At 67.0% G+C, this 16,237-nt stretch carries 16 protein-coding genes; 11 read left to right on the forward strand and 5 right to left on the reverse strand.

The features are described from left to right. From ACI1V7_RS02850 to ACI1V7_RS02860, 3 genes are all read right to left on the reverse strand, one after another. Positions 1-891 carry a hypothetical protein gene (locus ACI1V7_RS02850; protein ID WP_404530256.1) on the reverse strand — a complete coding sequence of 297 codons (891 nt, stop codon included), beginning with the start codon at positions 889-891 and terminating at the stop codon, positions 1-3. A gap of 148 nt (positions 892-1,039) precedes the next feature. Next, a complete protein-coding gene (locus tag ACI1V7_RS02855) occupies positions 1,040-1,561 on the reverse strand; it encodes a hypothetical protein (RefSeq protein WP_404530257.1) in 522 nt (173 codons plus the stop codon). Positions 1,562-1,589: 28 nt separating this feature from the next. After that, a complete protein-coding gene (locus ACI1V7_RS02860; protein ID WP_404530258.1) occupies positions 1,590-2,117 on the reverse strand; it encodes a hypothetical protein in 528 nt (175 codons plus the stop codon). A 187-nt stretch (positions 2,118-2,304) separates the two neighbouring features. On the opposite strand from ACI1V7_RS02860, the gene rpsO reads away from it, so the two are divergent. The 9 genes from rpsO (at position 2,305) to ACI1V7_RS02905 (ending at position 11,526) form a co-directional block, all read left to right on the forward strand. Beyond that, positions 2,305-2,574 (forward strand): 30S ribosomal protein S15, encoded by a 270-nt coding sequence (rpsO, locus tag ACI1V7_RS02865; RefSeq protein ID WP_290413629.1) that lies wholly within the window; start codon positions 2,305-2,307, stop codon positions 2,572-2,574. A 225-nt stretch (positions 2,575-2,799) separates the two neighbouring features. Continuing rightward, positions 2,800-4,902, forward strand: a complete 2,103-nt coding sequence (pnp, locus tag ACI1V7_RS02870; protein WP_404530259.1) for a polyribonucleotide nucleotidyltransferase — start codon at positions 2,800-2,802, stop codon at positions 4,900-4,902. Positions 4,903-5,199: 297 nt separating this feature from the next. After that, positions 5,200-6,069 (forward strand): STAS domain-containing protein, encoded by an 870-nt coding sequence (locus ACI1V7_RS02875; protein WP_404530260.1) that lies wholly within the window; start codon positions 5,200-5,202, stop codon positions 6,067-6,069. A gap of 9 nt (positions 6,070-6,078) precedes the next feature. Then, positions 6,079-6,435, forward strand: coding sequence for an STAS domain-containing protein (locus ACI1V7_RS02880; RefSeq protein WP_404530261.1), 357 nt, complete (start codon positions 6,079-6,081; stop codon positions 6,433-6,435). Beyond that, a complete protein-coding gene (locus ACI1V7_RS02885) occupies positions 6,435-6,902 on the forward strand; it encodes an anti-sigma regulatory factor (protein WP_404530262.1) in 468 nt (155 codons plus the stop codon). The genes ACI1V7_RS02880 and ACI1V7_RS02885 overlap by 1 nt, the downstream gene beginning before the upstream one ends. Further along, complete coding sequence (locus ACI1V7_RS02890; protein ID WP_404530263.1) at positions 6,890-7,918, forward strand: SpoIIE family protein phosphatase; 1,029 nt, start codon at positions 6,890-6,892, stop codon at positions 7,916-7,918. Before ACI1V7_RS02885 ends, ACI1V7_RS02890 begins: the two co-directional genes overlap by 13 nt. Before the next feature lie 13 nt (positions 7,919-7,931). After that, positions 7,932-9,263, forward strand: coding sequence for an ATP-binding protein (locus ACI1V7_RS02895; RefSeq protein ID WP_404530264.1), 1,332 nt, complete (start codon positions 7,932-7,934; stop codon positions 9,261-9,263). A gap of 10 nt (positions 9,264-9,273) precedes the next feature. Then, positions 9,274-11,190, forward strand: a complete 1,917-nt coding sequence (locus tag ACI1V7_RS02900) for a hybrid sensor histidine kinase/response regulator (RefSeq protein ID WP_404530265.1) — start codon at positions 9,274-9,276, stop codon at positions 11,188-11,190. A gap of 147 nt (positions 11,191-11,337) precedes the next feature. Next, on the forward strand, positions 11,338-11,526 hold the full coding sequence (locus ACI1V7_RS02905) for a hypothetical protein (protein ID WP_404530266.1): 189 nt from the start codon (positions 11,338-11,340) through the stop codon (positions 11,524-11,526). A gap of 66 nt (positions 11,527-11,592) precedes the next feature. Here the strand turns inward: ACI1V7_RS02905 and ACI1V7_RS02910 are convergent, their stop codons facing one another. Beyond that, positions 11,593-13,020, reverse strand: a complete 1,428-nt coding sequence (locus ACI1V7_RS02910) for a M16 family metallopeptidase (protein WP_404530267.1) — start codon at positions 13,018-13,020, stop codon at positions 11,593-11,595. 11 nt (positions 13,021-13,031) lie between these two features. After that, the gene (locus ACI1V7_RS02915) at positions 13,032-14,462 is read right to left on the reverse strand and encodes a M16 family metallopeptidase (protein ID WP_404530268.1); all 1,431 of its coding nucleotides are present in this window, start codon (positions 14,460-14,462) and stop codon (positions 13,032-13,034) included. A gap of 230 nt (positions 14,463-14,692) precedes the next feature. On the opposite strand from ACI1V7_RS02915, the gene ACI1V7_RS02920 reads away from it, so the two are divergent. Then, complete coding sequence (locus ACI1V7_RS02920; RefSeq protein WP_404530269.1) at positions 14,693-15,451, forward strand: GIN domain-containing protein; 759 nt, start codon at positions 14,693-14,695, stop codon at positions 15,449-15,451. A gap of 120 nt (positions 15,452-15,571) precedes the next feature. Further along, positions 15,572-16,186, forward strand: coding sequence for a tetratricopeptide repeat protein (locus tag ACI1V7_RS02925; protein WP_404530270.1), 615 nt, complete (start codon positions 15,572-15,574; stop codon positions 16,184-16,186). The last annotated feature ends 51 nt before the right edge of the window (positions 16,187-16,237 follow it).

Genomic DNA, 16,237 nt, shown 5'->3' on the forward strand with positions numbered 1-16,237 from the left:
TCAGCCCCCACCCGGCGCGGCCTGTTTGCGCCGTTCCCGGGCCCGGTCCGCGATGCGCCTGGCGGCAGCCTGCTCGGCGTCGCGCTGGGCCGGCGTCAGGTCTGCCTCGTCGTTCATCCTTGCCATCGGATGGTTCGGCCCGAACATGTCCGCATAGATCATCGCCATCGCCGTCGTGTAGCGGTAAGCCAGCAACGGGTCCCGTGCCGTCAGGCCGGAACCGTTGAAGTTCTCCCCCGCCAGGTAAGCCAGTGCGGACAGGTCCGCATCCATTTCAGCGGCCTGCGCGAGCTGCCCGGCCGCCCGGGTCTTCCACTCCTTGACCAGCGGGTCGTCGGGCCGCGTCTCCAGCGCACTCGGATCGCCGAACGGCCCTTCGCGGGCATAGGCGATGGCGGCGCCGGGCACGTCCGCGGCGGCCGCGATCGCGAGGTAGTCGAGGCGCGACTGGCGCTCGCGTTCGGTCATGCCGTCGCACACGCGGGCCTCGCGTTCTTTTTCCGGTGCGGTCATGCCGCGGAAGCCGGGCACCGTGTCGCCTTTCCAGTGCTTGAGTTCTTCTTCATCGAATACGGGTGCATCGTGTTCGACATTGAACGCGGCGCAGCGGGCGACGAGTTCATAGGCGGCAAAGGCGTCGTGCGGATCGTGGCTGGCCAGCAGCCGCTCTACCTGGATGCGCTGGTTGGGCGGCGTGTCCGCAGGCACGGGCAGCGACGACCGCGCTGGCGCCGGTGCCTGCGCGGGTGAGAGGGGGCGTTGCACGGAGGGTGGCGCAGCGGGGCGAACCTCGGCCGGCGTGGCATCGTCGCGCCGTGCGAACCAGCCTGCCGCCACGATCCCGGCTGCCAGCGTACCGAGCAGCCACCTGTCGAGCCGATCCAGTCGCATCCTGTCCTCCGATTCAATCGCGTGGCTTGCCTGCGCTGGCCGGCAGCCGCGGGGGCTGCGGCGGAAGGGTAAGCGGACTGGGCATGTGCGAAAGTATAGCCAGCATGCCGGCCGTATTAGTCACACATTGTTGCGGCTATCGGGAACCTCAGCGGAACCGGAACCGGTCGTCGTACATCGGATCCGGCCCGTTGAGCATCTGGCGCACGACGCCCTGCTGGTCGAAGTGCACGTGCATCAGCGAATTCCACACGCCCGCTTCCTTGTAGCGGTAGGACCAGACTTCGTAGTCCTTGTAGGCCACGCGCGAGGTCTCGGCCGGGCGGCCGAAGTGGCGCAGGATGTCGTCCTTGGTCCAGCTGTCGATTTTCACCTTGCCGAAGTTCTCGCTGGTGAGTACCTGCTCGAAGGAGACCAGGCGGCCGTCCGCGCCGATGCGGGCCATGTGCTGGAACTGGCCCATCGGCTGGCCGCGGTATTCGAGGATCTTTCCGCCGTCCGGTTCCGGATAGACGGCGGCCGGCTGGCCCAACGCCTCGGTGACGGCCGCCAGCGGGGCGCCGACCGGCGGCGGCTGGCGGAAGACGGAGCAGGCGGACAGCGACAGCGCCGCGAACAAGGACAGGGCGGCGCAGGCCGCGGACGTCGTTCTCTTGGTCAAACGGGTCATGGAAGGCTCCGTGCGCGGCCGGGCTGTGTCAGAAGCCCTTGTAGCGATCGTCGAGGATCGGGTCGGGGGTCTTGGCGGTGTGCAGCACGACGCCGCGGGCGTTGAAGTACACGCTCATCATCGCGTTCCACACGCCGTCGTCCTTGTAGCGGTAGGACCAGACTTCCGCATCGTCCGGGAAGGGACCGGTGGCGCGCGCCGGCGAGATATCGGCCGGATGGCCGAAGCTGCGCAGCACGTCGTCCTTTGTCCAGCGCTTGGTGCCGAGCTTTGCGAAGTTTTCGTTGGTCAGCACCTGTTCATAGGAGATGAGGCGGCCATCGGCGCCGATGCGCGCCATGTGCTGGACCTGGCCCATCGGCTGGCCGCGGTATTCGAGCACCTGGCCGCCGTCCGGATCCGGATAGACGGCGGCCGGCTTGCCCAGCTTGGCCGTCACGTCGGCCAGCGGCGTGCCGGCGGCGGGGGCCTTGGAGAAGGTGGAGCAGGCGGACAGCGCCAGCGCGACGGCCAGCGTTGCGGCGATGGTTGTTGTATTTTTGATCAGTTTGCTCATCAGTAAAGTCCTTTAGGCATGCCAATGCGGCATCGCCAACCCGTGAATTCTAGCGGATGCGGCCAAAACGCTGGCTCCCCGACGCATTTTCCCCTATACTTCCGGGTCTTGGCCTCCAGGCCAGGTTTTTTAACAACTCACGGTGCGCTGGGTTCCGACTCTTGCACCGCATGTGAAAGGTAATATCATGTCCGTAGAACACATCAACAAAGCCGCGATCATCGCGGACAACGCACGTGGCGAAAAAGACACCGGCTCGCCGGAAGTGCAAGTTGCGCTGCTGACCGCACGCATCAACGAACTGAACGGCCACTTCAAGGAACACAAGAAGGATCACCACTCGCGCCGCGGCCTGATCATGATGGTCAACCGTCGCAAGAGCCTGCTGGCCTACCTGAAGAACAAGGACCTGAACCGTTACCGCGACCTGATCGCCAAGCTGGGTCTGCGTAAGTAATTGTTGCGCATCGAGCCAAAAGCTTGATCGAGAAATGCCTGCGTCAGCTCGACTGCGCGGGCATTTTTTATTTCCAGCCTTTTGGGGTCAGAGCACGGATTTCACGCTTGTGCTCTGACCCCAACTGACTAGAAAAAGACGCCGCACCAACACGGCGTCGAACGAACTGAGGTGAGGTGAACGACAGCGCCTGAAAATCTGTCGGCAAATAGAAAGGGATACCCCATGTTTAACAAAGTTACGAAAACCTTCCAGTACGGCGACCACACCGTCACCCTGGAGACCGGCGAGATCGCGCGCCAGGCCAGCGGCGCCGTCGTCGTGTCGGTGGAAGACACCGTCGTGCTGGCGACCGTCGTCGCCAAGAAGGACGCCAAGCCGGGCCAGGACTTCTTCCCGCTGACCGTCGACTACATCGAGAAGAGCTACGCCGCCGGCAAGATCCCGGGCGGCTTCTTCAAGCGCGAAGGCCGTCCGTCGGAGAAGGAGACCCTGACGTCGCGCCTGATCGACCGTCCGATCCGCCCGCTGTTCCCGGAAGGCTACCTGAACGAAGTCCAGGTCATCATCCACGTCCTGTCGGTCAACCCTGAAATCGATCCGGACATCCCGTCGATGATCGGCGCCTCGGCCGCCCTGTGCATCGCCGGCATCCCGTTCAACGGCCCGATCGGCGCCGCCCGCGTCGGCTACGCCAACGGCCAGTACATCCTGAACCCGACCACCACCCAGCTCAAGACCTCGCAGATGGACCTGGTCGTCGCCGGTACCGAGCACGCCGTGCTGATGGTCGAATCGGAAGCGCAGCAGCTGTCCGAAGAAGTCATGCTGGGCGCGGTCGTCTACGGCCACGAGCAGATGAAGGCCGTGATCGACGCGATCCACGCGCTGGTCGAAGAAGGCGGCAAGCCGGAAGTCGAATGGGCGCCGGCACCGAAGAACGAAGCCCTGATCGCCCAGGTCGCGCAACTGGCCGACGCGAAGATCCGCGACGCCTACCAGACCCGCGAGAAATCGGCGCGCCAGCAGAAGCTGAAGTCGCTGTCGAGCGAAGTGCTGGCCGGCCTGGCGGAGCAGGGTGTCGAAGCGGATGCGGCCGAAGTCGGCAACATCCTGTTCGACATGGAAGCCAAGGTCGTGCGTTCGCAGATCCTGGACGGCGAGCCGCGCATCGACGGCCGCGACACCCGCACCGTGCGTCCGATCTCGATCCGCACCAGCGTGCTGCCGCGCACCCACGGTTCGGCCCTGTTCACCCGCGGTGAAACCCAGGCCCTCGTGATCGCCACGCTGGGCACCGGCCGCGACAGCCAGAAGATCGACGCGCTGATGGGCGAGTACACGGACGACTTCATGATGCACTACAACATGCCTCCGTTCGCCACCGGCGAAACCGGTCGCGTGGGCACCCCGAAGCGCCGCGAAATCGGCCACGGCCGCCTGGCCAAGCGCGCGCTGGTCGCCGCGCTGCCGTCGCCGGAAGAGTTCAGCTACTCGGTGCGCCTGGTCTCGGAAATCACCGAGTCGAACGGTTCCTCGTCGATGGCGTCGGTCTGCGGCGGCTGCCTGGCACTGATGGACGCCGGCGTGCCGATGAAGGCGCACGTGGCCGGCATCGCCATGGGCCTGATCAAGGAAGGCGGCAAGTTCGCCGTCCTGACCGACATCCTGGGCGATGAAGACCACCTGGGCGACATGGACTTCAAGGTCGCCGGCACCACCGCGGGCATCACCGCGCTGCAGATGGACATCAAGATCCAGGGCATCACCAAGGAAATCATGCAGGTGGCACTGGCCCAGGCCAAGGAAGCCCGCCAGCACATCCTGGTCGAGATGCAGAAGGCCGTGCCGAGCGTGAAGACCGAACTGTCGGACTTCGCACCGCGCCTGATCACGATCAAGATCAACCCGGAGAAAATCCGTGACGTGATCGGCAAGGGCGGCGCCGTCATCCGCGCGCTGACCGAAGAGACCGGCACCCAGATCGACATCACCGACGAAGGCATCGTGACCATCGCCTCGGTCGACGCCGCCGCCGGCCAGGAAGCCAAGCGCCGCATCGAAGAGCTGACCGCATCGGTCGAAGTGGGCAAGACCTACGACGGCACCGTGCTGAAGCTGCTGGACTTCGGCGCCATCGTCCAGGTGATGCCGGGCAAGGACGGCCTGCTGCACATCTCGCAGATCGCCAACGAGCGCGTCAACGCCGTGGCCGACTACCTGAAGGAAGGCCAGCAAGTGCGCGTGAAGGTCCTCGAGACCGACGAGCGCGGCCGCCTGAAGCTGTCGATGAAGGCAGCCGATCCGGTCGAGGGCGCGGCGCAGTAATCCTGCCTGCTCCGGTCTCCGGAAAAACCGCCAGTGCGTGAGCCTGGCGGTTTTTTTTCGGCTGGAAGAAACCGTAAAACCGAAACCGGGTAAATCTTTTCAGCAATGAAACTTTCATTGCATTATCTGTTTCGCCGATTTGTCACAAATCGTCGCGACAATGCAAAATAAATACGCTGACGTTTCGCAATTGTGACTAGTTGCAATGTCAATGAATGGTATAGTTGGCCATTTACCAGAATGCCCGACGTATGCACATGACAAGGGCAGGGCTTCCACCAGACTAAGGACCGATAGATGACCACTCAGGACTACGCGACCCGTATCAGCCAGCTTATCCAGGATCACCAGGCCGAGATCGGCGCGGCGTGGGTGGCCCAGCTCGAAGCGCTGACGGTGCGGACGAACGTCGTCTCGCGCGAGCAACTGCGCAACCATTGCCAGCAATTCCTGTCCGCCTTCACCAATGCCACCCGTAGCGGCGAACTGCAGAACATCGAACACCGCGCCTGGGACGAAGTGCGCGACCTGCTGAGCGAGATCTCGTCGGCGCGCGCCAAGAACGGCTCGACCCCGAGCGAGACCGCCACCTTCGTGTTCTCGCTCAAGCAACCGCTGTTCGCGCACCTGCGCGCCGGTTTCGACGGCGATGCCGAAGCGCTGGCCGACGCGTCCTGGACCATCACCACCCTGCTCGACAAGCTGGGCCTGTACACGATCGAATCGTTCCAGCGCACCCGAGACCAGATCATCGTGCGCCAGCAGCAGGAACTGCTGGAGCTGTCGACCCCGGTCGTCAAGCTGTGGGACGGCATCCTGGCGCTGCCGCTGATCGGCACGCTGGATTCGGCGCGCACCCAGGTGGTCATGGAAAACATCCTGCAGAAGATCGTCGATACCGGCGCCTCGATCGCCATCATCGACATCACGGGCGTGCCGACCGTCGACACGCTGGTCGCCCAGCACCTGATGAAGACGATCGCCGCCGCGCGCCTGATGGGCGCCGACTGCATCATCAGCGGCATCCGCCCGCAGATCGCCCAGACCATCGTCCACCTGGGCGTGAACCTTGAAGACGTGATGACCAAGGCGACGCTGGCCGACGCCTTCGTCGTCGCGCTGGAGCGTACCGGCACCGCCGTGGTGAAGTCGCACGGCAAGGCATAAGGACCGCACATGGAACGCATCCCCATCCTGCGCATGGGCAACCTGTTGCTCGTGACGATCCAGGTCGACATGCACGACCGCCTCGCGATGACGCTGCAGGACGACCTCACCGAGCGGATCGTGCGCGACCGCGCCAAGGGCGTCCTGATCGACATCTCGGCGCTGGACCTGGTCGATTCCTTCATCGGTCGCATGATCAGCAACACCGCCGCGATGGCGCGCGTGCTCGACGCCCAGACGGTGGTGGTCGGCATGCAGCCGGCCGTCGCGATCACGCTGGTGGAACTGGGGCTCACGCTGCACGGCGTGAAGACGGCCCTGAACGTCGAGAAAGGCATGGCCCTGCTGGGAAAGACTGACTTCTGATGAGCGCCGCTCTGAACAATGCGGTCGCCTTCGATTCCCGCTTGCTGGCGTTCCGCGGCCAGTTGCGCACCGGCCGCACGACCTTGCCCCTGCGTTCCGACGAGGACGTGGTGGCCTTGCGCCGCCACGTGCGCGAGCGCGCGGTGGGCATCGCGCTGTCGCTGGTCGACCAGACCAAGCTGGTGACGGCGGCGAGCGAACTGGCGCGCAACACGATCAAGTACGGCGGCGGCGGCGAAGTGCACCTCGACGCCCTCGCCGACGGCTTCAAGCAGGGCGTCGGCCTCGTCTTCGTCGACGACGGTCCCGGCATCGTCGATCTCGAACTGGCGCTGCGCGACGGCTACACGACCGGCGGCGGCCTGGGCCTGGGCCTGTCCGGCTCCAAGCGCCTCGTCGACGAGTTCGACATCGATTCCCGTCCGGGCGAAGGCACGGCGGTGGCAGTCATCAAATGGAAACGCTGATTCACTCCCTCGCGCCACAACACGTCTTCCCGATCCACCACGCCAGCGATGTGTCGGCCGCGCGCCGGGTCGGCCAGAAGCTGGCCGACGCGCTCGGCTTCGACGACGTCAAGGCGGGCCGCCTGGCGATCGTGATCACGGAAGCCGCCACCAACATCCTCAAGCACGCCGGCGAAGGCGTGCTGTACATCATGCGCAGCCAGTCGGGAGCATCCATGGCCGGCGTGGACGTGCTGGCGGTCGACGAGGGCCCCGGCATCGCCGACCTGGCGTTCAGCCTGCAGGACGGCATCTCGACGGCCGGCACGGCCGGCACCGGCCTGGGCGCGCTGCGCCGCCAGGCCGACGAGTTCGACGTCTGGAGCATGCGCGGCAAGGGCGCCGTGTTCTTCATGCGCCTGTGGTGCGGCCAGGAACAGCCGGATCCCTGCGCCATCGAGGCCGGCGCGCTGTGCGTGCCGCTGGCCGGCGAGGACGCCAGCGGCGACGGCTGGGCGCTGGCCTGCGAAGCGGGCGGCGCCACGCTGCTCGGCGTCGACGGCCTGGGACACGGTCCGGAAGCGGCCAAGGCGGCCGCCGGCGCCATCGAGGCGCTCGAGCGGCGTCCTTCGGCAGCCCCGGCCGAGGTGCTGCAGTCCGCCCACGACCTGCTGCGCATCACGCGTGGCGCGGCGGTGTCGGTGGCGCGCATCGACTATGCGACGGATACCCTGCGCTTCGCCGGCATCGGCAACGTCAGCGGCGCCGTCGTCGAAGGGGCGGGGCGGCGCACGCTGGTCTCGCACAACGGCATCGTCGGCCACAATATGCGCACCGTGCGCGAATTCGACGTCGCGTTCCCGGCCGGCACGCTGTGCGTCCTGCATTCGGACGGCCTGCAGACCCAGTGGGACCTGGCGGCCTATCCCGGCTTGTTCGCGCGCGCCCCGGCCGTCATCGCGGCGGTGCTGATGCGCGACTTCATCCGCCGCCGCGACGACGCCATGGTGCTCGTCGCGCGCCGCGCGCATTCATAACAAGGACCACGGCATGCAGCGCATCCTCCATATCGGCATCGCCAACGAGCAGGACGTCGTGCTGGTGCGCCAGCGCGCGCGCCAGGTTTCCAGCCTGCTCGGCTTTTCGCAGCAGGACCAGGTGCGCATCGCCACTGCCGTCTCCGAAGTGGCGCGCGGCGCCTGCCAGGTGAGCCTGGGCGGCCGGGCCGCGTTCGGCATCGCGGAGTTCGAGCGCGGGCAATGCCTGCAGGTGACGATCGGCGCCGGCAACGTGACCTCGGGCCCGCTGCCCGACGACGCCATCGTCACCGCGCACCGCCTGATGGACGACTGCACGGTGGAGCAGGGCGCGCACGGCCCCGCCGCAGTGACGATGCGGCGCGCGCTGCCGCCGCAGCCCCCGGTCGGAGCGGCGCGCCTGGCCGAGATCGCCGAGCAGCTGGCCAAGGACAGCCCGGTGGCCAACACTTATCTGGAAGTGCACCTGCAGAACCGCGAACTGGCCGCCACGCTGGCCGAGCTGCGCGAGCGCCAAGAAGACCTGCTGTCGCTGACGCGCGAGCTGGAAGACACCAACCGCGGCATCGTCGCCCTGTACGCGGAAATCGAGGACAAGGCCGAGCGCCTGCGCCGCGCCGACGAGATGAAGTCGCGCTTCCTGTCGAACACCAGCCATGAATTGCGCACGCCGCTGTCCTCGATCCGGGCGCTGGCCAAGCTGCTGCTGGACCGCATGGACGGCGACCTCACGGCCGAGCAGGAGCGCCAGGTGCGCTACATCGAGACGGCCGCCAACGACCTGTCGGAGCTCGTCAACGACCTGCTCGACCTGGCCAAGATCGAGGCCGGCAAGGTCGAGGTGCAGATGGCGCCCGTGGTCGTCGACAACCTGTTCCGCACCCTGAAGGGCATGCTGCGGCCATTGGTCGACGAGGCGCGGGTCGAGCTGGTGTTCGAGCCTTCCGGCCTGACGGGGCCGTTCGAGTCGGACGAAGGTAAAATTGCCCAGGTGTTGCGCAATTTTATTTCGAATGCCCTGAAATTCACCGAGCAGGGGGCGGTGCGCGTGTCCGCGGACGTCGACGGCGGCGCCGGCACCATCGTCTTCGCGGTGGCCGATACCGGGATCGGCATCAGCCCGGACAACCTGCAACTGATCTTCGAGGAGTTCAGCCAGATCGAACATCCGCTGCAACGCCGCAGCAAGGGCACGGGCCTGGGCCTGCCGCTGTGCCGCAAGCTGGCCGAGTTGCTGGGCGGACGGGTCGAGGTCGAGAGCCAGGTCGGCGTCGGTTCGACGTTCCGCCTGGTGCTGCCGCTGAGCTTCCCGGCCGCTTCCGGCGCGGACCACGACGGACATTGATGGACTTACGATGACGAACCCCACCCTGATCCTGAACGTCGACGATAACGACGGCGCCCGCTACGCCAAGACCCGCATCCTGCAGAGCGCGGGCTTCTCCGTGGTGGAGGCCACCAACGGCACCGATGCGCTGGCGATCGTCAAGCGCGGCGAAGTGGCGCTCGTGCTGCTCGACGTCAAACTCCCCGACATTAACGGCATCGAGGTCTGCCGCCGCATCAAGACCGACCCGGACAGCGCGCTGGTGCTGGTGCTGCAGACCTCGGCCGCGCTGACGGGCCGCGCCGACAAGATCCGCGGCCTGGAAGGCGGCGCCGACAACTACCTCGCCGCGCCGATCGAGGCCGACGAACTGGTCGCCAACGTGAACGCGCTGCTGCGCATGCGCCAGACCCAGAGCGCCCTGCGCGACAGCGAAGAGCGCTTCCGCCAGCTCACCGACAACGTCGAGGACGTGTTCTGGATGTTCTCGGTGCCCACCCGCGCCCTCGAATACGTGAGCCCGGCCTATGCGGCCATCTGGGGCCGCAGCGTCGATTCGCTCGAACGCGAGCCGGACAGCTGGCTGGACGCCGTCCACCCGGACGACCGCGCCGACATCGACGCCCTGTGGGGCGCGCTGCAGCGCACGCCGCACTACGACGCCGAATTCCGCGTGATGATGCCGGACGGCAGCGTGCGCTGGGTGCGCGACCGCCTGTTCCCCGTGCGCGACCGTCGCGACGAGGTCTACCGCGTGGCGCGCGTCACCAGCGACATCACCCGGCGCAAGGAGATGGAGGCGCTGCTGCGCGCCGCCGACAGCAACAAGAACGAATTCCTGGCCACGCTGGCGCACGAGCTGCGCAATCCGCTGTCGCCGATCCGGAATGCGGCCGCGCTGCTGGGCGCCAGCGGTCCCGGCGCCATCGAGCGCCAGGCGCGCGCGCGCGAAGTCATCACGCGCCAGGTCGACCACCTGGCGCACCTGGTCGACGACCTGCTCGACGTGGCGCGCATTTCGGAAGGCAAGATCGCGCTGCGCCAGGAAGCCGTCGACCTGAAGGGCGTGATCGCCCAGGCGATCGAGACGGCCGGCCCCCTGATCGCAGCGCGCGAGCACCAGCTCGAGGTGCGCGAGCCGCAGCAGGACATCTGGGTCGCGGGCGACCCCGTGCGCCTGGCCCAGTCGATGGGCAACCTGCTGCACAACGCCGCAAAGTTCACGCCCAAGGGTGGCCGCATCAAGGTCGAGGTGACGCTCGCCGACGACGTCGTGCGCATCGCCGTGCAGGACAACGGGATCGGCATCGCCGAGGACAACCTGTCGCGCATCTTCGGCATGTTCACCCAAGCGGCCGTGCCGCCGGACCGGGCGCCGGAAGGCCTGGGCATCGGCCTGTCGCTGGTCTCGCGCCTGCTCGAGATGCACGGCGGGCGCCTGTCTGCGACCAGCCCCGGCATCGGCCTGGGCTCGACCTTCACGGTGGAGCTGCCGGTGCTGCGCACGGCGGCCGAGCCGCAGGCGCCGCTCGCCGGGACGCCCGCGCCCGCGGCCGCCGCAGCGGACGAACCGGCCGGCGGGACGGGAGCGAAGCGCCGCGTGCTGCTGGTCGACGACAACGTCGATGCGATGGAAATGATGGCCTTCCTGCTGACCGAGATGGGCTACGACACGGCCACCACGGCGGACGCGTCGCAGATCGTCGAGATGGCCACGGCGCGCCGCCCGGACGTGATCGTGCTCGACATCGGCCTGCCCGGCGTGGACGGCTACGAGCTGGCGCGCATGCTCAAGCAGCATCCGCAGCTGGGCACGATCCGCCTGGTCGCGCATACGGGCTACGGTTCGCCGGAAGACCGGCGGAAGGCGCAGGAGGCGGGTTTCGATGCGCACCTTGTCAAGCCGGCCGAGCTGGCGGACCTGGAGAAGGCGCTGCAGGGTTGACGCAGGTGGCTGAAAACCGGGGTCGGAGTCCAGCCATCAACATGGGACTCCGACCCCTGCACCATGCCTCCAACGTGTGTCACCGCACGAACCTGGCTGCGCAAGGGGACTAAGCTGGCCTCGTCAATCCAACCGATGGAGGTCGTCATGCCCCGTGGAGCCAGCCCGAAACGCGAACGCGAGTACAAGAAGCTCGAGACCGAATTCAAGAAGGAACACCGCTACCCCGGCCGCGAGGAAGAGGTCGCGTCGCGCATCGTCAACAAGCAGCGTGCCGAGCACGGCGAGAGTAAGCAATCGTCGGGCGGCGGCTCGAAGCAGTCCTCGAAGAAATAAGCGCCGCCAGTAAAAAAGCCTCCCGGGCTTGCACCCGGGAGGCTTCGTCGCGTCCGAGGGCCGCGCTTACTTGTCGGTCACGGTGAATTCGCCGAAGGCCTTCAGCTGTTCGCCCACGGCCTTCGGATCGCCCACGACGACGATCGACTGCTTGTCCGGCGCAAAATACTTCATCGATACCTCGCGCACCTGCTGCGGCGTGACTTTCTCGATCAGCGGCACGTACTGGCCGAGGAACTCCGCCGGCAGGCCGACCAGCCAGTTCGTGGCCAGCGTGCCGGCCACGGCGCGCTGCATCTGGTTGCTCAGCAGGTAGCCGCCGGCGACGTAGCGCTTGTGCATCTTCATCTCGTCCGCCGGCACCAGCTCGGCGCCGATGCGCTTGTACTCGTTGAAGTACTCGCCCAATGCCGCCCCCGTCACCTCGTTGCGCACGTCGGCGCCGCCGACGATGCTGCCGCCTTCGCGCAGCAGGCGCGCGCCGGCCGAGGCGCCGTAGGTATAGCCCTTTTCCTCGCGCAGCTTGATGTTCACGCGGCTGGAAAAACCGCCGCCCAGGATCGTGCTGGCCATGCGCAGCGGGATCTGGTCGGCCGCCGTGGCCGCGATGCCGGGGCTGCCCAGGCGGATCGTCGACTGCACGCTGCCGGCGCGTTCCAGCACCAGGCGCGCCGGCTTGGCGGCGGCCGGCGCCCTGGGCGTGGCGGGGGCGGCCGGGCCGCTCGCCTTCCAGTCGCCGAACGCCTGCTGCGCCAGCTTCATCGCCTCCGCTTCGCCGATGCGGCCGGCGACCACGAGCAGCGCGCGCTCCGGACGGAAGCGGCGCGCGTGCTCGCTGCGCAGGAAGGCCTCGGTGGTGGACTCGATCGATGCCACGGTCGGGTCGGTATGGCCGTAGGGGTGGTCGCCGTAGATGGCACGGCTCATGGCGCGCTCGGCGCGAAAGCGCGGCTGGGTCTCGGACACGCGCAGCGCCTGCAGCGCATTGGCCTTGGCCAGCGCCACTTCCTTGGCCGGGAACGACGGCGTGCGCGCCAGTTCCGCCAGCAGCGCCATCATCGGCGCCGCCTGCGAGGCGAGGGCGTTGGCCGAGACGAGGATGCCGTCGGCGCTCGGGCTCGCAGCGACCGAGCCGCCCAGTCCCTGCGCCGCTTCGGCGATGGCGCGCGAGTCGCGCTTGGCCGTGCCCTCGTTCAAGAGGCCGGCGAGCATGGCGGCAAAGCCGGGATACGAGGCGTCGTCGGCGCCGTAGCCGGCGTCGCGCACGGCCAGCACCATGTCCACGCGCGGCACGCCTTCGCGTGGCACCACCCACACCTGCAGGCCGTTGGCCAGCGTCTTCTTGCCGATGTGCGGGACGGGCAGCGGCTTGTCGACGCCGTAGCCCGGCATGGCGCCGGCGCCGCCGGGAGCCGGGTCCGCGGCCAGCGCGGCCGGATGGATGGCGGCCGTGCCGAGCGCGGCGACGGCCAGTGCGAGCAGCCGTTTTTTCATCGATGCGTTCCTCATTGTTTGTCTCCGGTGGCCGGCGCGGCGGGTGCCGTCGCGGCGGCGTTCGCGGGCGTCGGCACGGCGGGATTGGCGGGGGCCTTCACGGCCGGCTTGCGGTCGATCACGGTGCGGTTGGTCCTGACCAGGTACGTGGATGCCACGCGCTGGATATCGCCCGAGGTCACGCCCTCGATCCAGCCCGGCACCTTGTTGACGACGTTGGCGTCGCCCCACAGCGTCTGCAGCTTGGCCAGCATGTCGGCGCGGTTCAGGAAGTTTTCCAGGCGGTTGTTCCAGTCGGCCAGCATGCGCGTCTTCACGCGCTTCAGCGTGGCGTCGTCGACCCCGTTCTTCGCGACCTTGGCGATTTCCTCGTCCATGGCGGCGAGCATGGCGTCGGCGCTCGAGTTCGGCTTGTACAGGCCGGTCACGGTGAACACGGTCGGGCCCGCGTATTCGAACGGGCCGGTCAGGCCGAAGCCGCCTTCGACGTTGAGGGCGATCTCGCGGCCCTTCACCAGGCCCTGGTAGAACAGCGAGGCATCGCCGCCGGCCAGCAGCTGGGCCAGCACGGCCATCGGCGCCTGGTCGCGGCTGCCTTTCTCGGGCACCTTCCAGGCCGCGGCGACGGCCGGCACCTGGGCCAGCGCATCGCTCTGCGCAATGCGCTTTTCCTCGGTATTCAAGCCTTCCGAGAAATCGGTGCCCTTCGGCACGGGACGGCTGGCGATGCCGCCGAAGTATTTCTGCGCCAGCGCGAACGCCTGTGCCGGGGTGACGTCGCCGGCGATCGACAGCACCGCGTTGTTGGGGCCGTAGTAGTCGCGGTGGAAGGCGCGCACGTCGTCCAGGCTGGCGCCCTCGAGGTCCTCGAAGCTGCCATAGCCGTCGTGGTTGTTCTCCCACTTCTTGAAGGCGAGCTGGTTGATGTCGATCCAGTCGAAGCCGCCGTAGGGCTGGTTCTTGACGTTGACGCGGATCTCTTCCTTGACCACGTCCTGCTGGTTCTTCAGCGTCGCCGGGTTGAATTCCAGCGTCTTCATGCGGTCCGCTTCGAGCCACAGGATCGGCTCGATGCTCGACACGGGCGCCGTCTCGATGTAGTTGGTGAAGTCGGGACGGGTGGAACCGTTGTTGCGGCCGCCGCCGCCCGTGATGGTGCGGTCGAACACGCCCTTCGGCGCATTCGGCGTGCCCTGGAACATCAGGTGCTCGAACAGGTGGGCGAAACCGGTCCGGTTGCGCGGCTCGAGCCGCATGCCGACGTGGTACACGACCGACACGCCGACGGTCGGCGAGCTGTGGTCTTCGGAGACGACGACCGTCAGGCCGTTGTCCAGTTTCTTGACCTCGACCGGCAGGGTCCACTGGTCGCTGCGCGCGGCGAACGCGGACAGCGATAGCGACAGGCCGGCCAGGGCCAGGCAGAGTTGGCGCTTGCGCATTGATTGACCTCTTCGTGAATTTTTATCATCCCATGACGCCCGGGATCAATTTATCTTAGCGCAGACGCATGCAGAAAAGTAATTATTTGATTTAATGCAATATGACATTCCAAGATCCGGAATGCGGGCTGTACCGGCTTTTTTGCAGTTCGTCGCATTTTGCTGGGCAGTGCCAGGACTTGTCGTTAATCTGTCTGCATGGCTATTTTGGAAATGATTCGGAGAAACGGATGAACAAGATGTTTTCGCTGGGCCTGGCATTCGCCGGCCTGTGCGCCTTTTTCGGGATCGCGCGTGGCGCCGACAACGTCACCGAGACGCGCTCCGTCGACGCGCGCATCGTGCGCGTCAAGTTCGACGGCGCCATCAACCTGCGCATCCGCCAGGGCGGCACGCCGGCCCTGACGCTCGTGGGCGACGCCGACTGGCTGCCGCGCGTCAACACGGCGCAGGACGGCGATACGCTGAGCATCGACACGCAGGGACGCGGGCGCGTGCGCATGGGCACGATGCGCGTCGACCTGGTGCTGCCGGCGCTGCGCGAAGTCGTGTCGGAAGGCCTTGGCTCGACCGAGGTGTCCGGCTTTTCCGGCGAGGAGCTCGAGCTGACGCTGGACGGCGCCGGCTCGATGAAAGTGGCCTGCAACTACCGCGTCGTGACGGCCAACCTGGGAGGCATCGGCAGCATGAACCTGCAGGGCCTGAGCGGGGACGGGGTGGCGTTGAACCTGGGCGGCGCCGGCACGGTCAGGCTGAGCGGACGGGCCAAGTGGCTCAAGGCAGACCTCGGCGGCCTCGGCAGCCTGGATGCCCAGCAATTTAGCGCCGACAACGTGAGCATCGATCTGTCCGGCCTCGGCAATGCCAGCGTTACCGCGCACCAGAACGCCAACCTGAACCTGTCCGGCATGGGGTCCGTCACGGTGTACGGCAAGCCGCTGAACCGCAAGGTGGCGGTCGACGGACTGGGCAAGGTCAGCTGGAAGTAAGCCCGTATGGCGCTGTACCGAAGCGCAGGCTGCAGAGAAGCGGAAAACGCGCTGCGCGACGCGCATCCACCAACAGAACAAGAAAAACAGCCTGAGAAGGCAACCGTTCCGAACAAGACGATGAGAAAACTGACCATTGCGATCCTGTTCGCGCTGGGCCTGCACGGTAGCGCGATGGCGGGCTTTGCCGAGGGCGCCAGCGCCTACAATGCGCGCAACTATGCGCAGGCGCTGAAGGAAATCTCCCCGCTGGCCAAGTCCGGCAATGCCGACGCCCAGCACTTGCTGGGGCTGATGTACTACATGGGCCGCGGCGTCGCGCGCGACTACAAGCAGGCTTTCGCGTGGCACTACAAGGCGGCGCTACAGGGCAAGGCCGATGCCCAGTACGTGATCGGCGCGATGTACTACACGGGCAATGCCGTGCCGCAGGACCAGAAGCTGGCCGTGCAGTGGTTCCGCAAGGCGGCCGAGCAGGGCCACCCGGACGCCCAGCACGCGCTCGGCCTGATGTACCGCTACCACGTGGCCGGCATGCCGCAGGATGTCGTGATCGCCTACATGCTGTGGAACCTGGCCGCCGCCAACGGCCACCGCAATGCCACCGAGCAGCGCGCCAGCATCGCGCGCCAGATGACGCAGGAACAGATCGACGAGGCGCAGGCGCTGTCGCGCAACTGGAAGCCCGGCACGCCGCTGCCCACGCAATCGCGGACGGGCGCCGCCAGTTCCTGAACGGCTGGCCCGACGAGGCCGACCCCATCGTGGCGCGCGCGCCTACATCGT

It is taken from the genome of Massilia paldalensis (genome assembly GCF_044901715.1).
Taxonomy (GTDB): Bacteria; Pseudomonadota; Gammaproteobacteria; order Burkholderiales; family Burkholderiaceae_D; genus Telluria; species Telluria paldalensis.

Bases quoted from the DNA above. Each gene is read 5' to 3' on its own strand.
- ACI1V7_RS02855 (WP_404530257.1), bottom strand. From the start codon at position 1,561: ATGACCCGTTTGACCAAGAGAACGACGTCCGCGGCCTGCGCCGCCCTG.
- ACI1V7_RS02915 (WP_404530268.1), bottom strand. From the start codon at position 14,462: ATGCGCAAGCGCCAACTCTGCCTGGCCCTGGCCGGCCTGTCGCTATCG.
- rpsO (WP_290413629.1), top strand. From the start codon at position 2,305: ATGTCCGTAGAACACATCAACAAAGCCGCGATCATCGCGGACAACGCA.
- ACI1V7_RS02890 (WP_404530263.1), top strand. From the start codon at position 6,890: ATGGAAACGCTGATTCACTCCCTCGCGCCACAACACGTCTTCCCGATC.
- ACI1V7_RS02900 (WP_404530265.1), top strand. From the start codon at position 9,274: ATGACGAACCCCACCCTGATCCTGAACGTCGACGATAACGACGGCGCC.
- ACI1V7_RS02920 (WP_404530269.1), top strand. From the start codon at position 14,693: ATGAACAAGATGTTTTCGCTGGGCCTGGCATTCGCCGGCCTGTGCGCC.
- ACI1V7_RS02880 (WP_404530261.1), top strand. From the start codon at position 6,079: ATGGAACGCATCCCCATCCTGCGCATGGGCAACCTGTTGCTCGTGACG.
- ACI1V7_RS02875 (WP_404530260.1), top strand. From the start codon at position 5,200: ATGACCACTCAGGACTACGCGACCCGTATCAGCCAGCTTATCCAGGAT.
- ACI1V7_RS02885 (WP_404530262.1), top strand. From the start codon at position 6,435: ATGAGCGCCGCTCTGAACAATGCGGTCGCCTTCGATTCCCGCTTGCTG.
- ACI1V7_RS02850 (WP_404530256.1), bottom strand. From the start codon at position 891: ATGCGACTGGATCGGCTCGACAGGTGGCTGCTCGGTACGCTGGCAGCC.
- ACI1V7_RS02860 (WP_404530258.1), bottom strand. From the start codon at position 2,117: ATGAGCAAACTGATCAAAAATACAACAACCATCGCCGCAACGCTGGCC.
- ACI1V7_RS02905 (WP_404530266.1), top strand. From the start codon at position 11,338: ATGCCCCGTGGAGCCAGCCCGAAACGCGAACGCGAGTACAAGAAGCTC.
- ACI1V7_RS02925 (WP_404530270.1), top strand. From the start codon at position 15,572: ATGAGAAAACTGACCATTGCGATCCTGTTCGCGCTGGGCCTGCACGGT.
- ACI1V7_RS02910 (WP_404530267.1), bottom strand. From the start codon at position 13,020: ATGAAAAAACGGCTGCTCGCACTGGCCGTCGCCGCGCTCGGCACGGCC.
- pnp (WP_404530259.1), top strand. From the start codon at position 2,800: ATGTTTAACAAAGTTACGAAAACCTTCCAGTACGGCGACCACACCGTC.
- ACI1V7_RS02895 (WP_404530264.1), top strand. From the start codon at position 7,932: ATGCAGCGCATCCTCCATATCGGCATCGCCAACGAGCAGGACGTCGTG.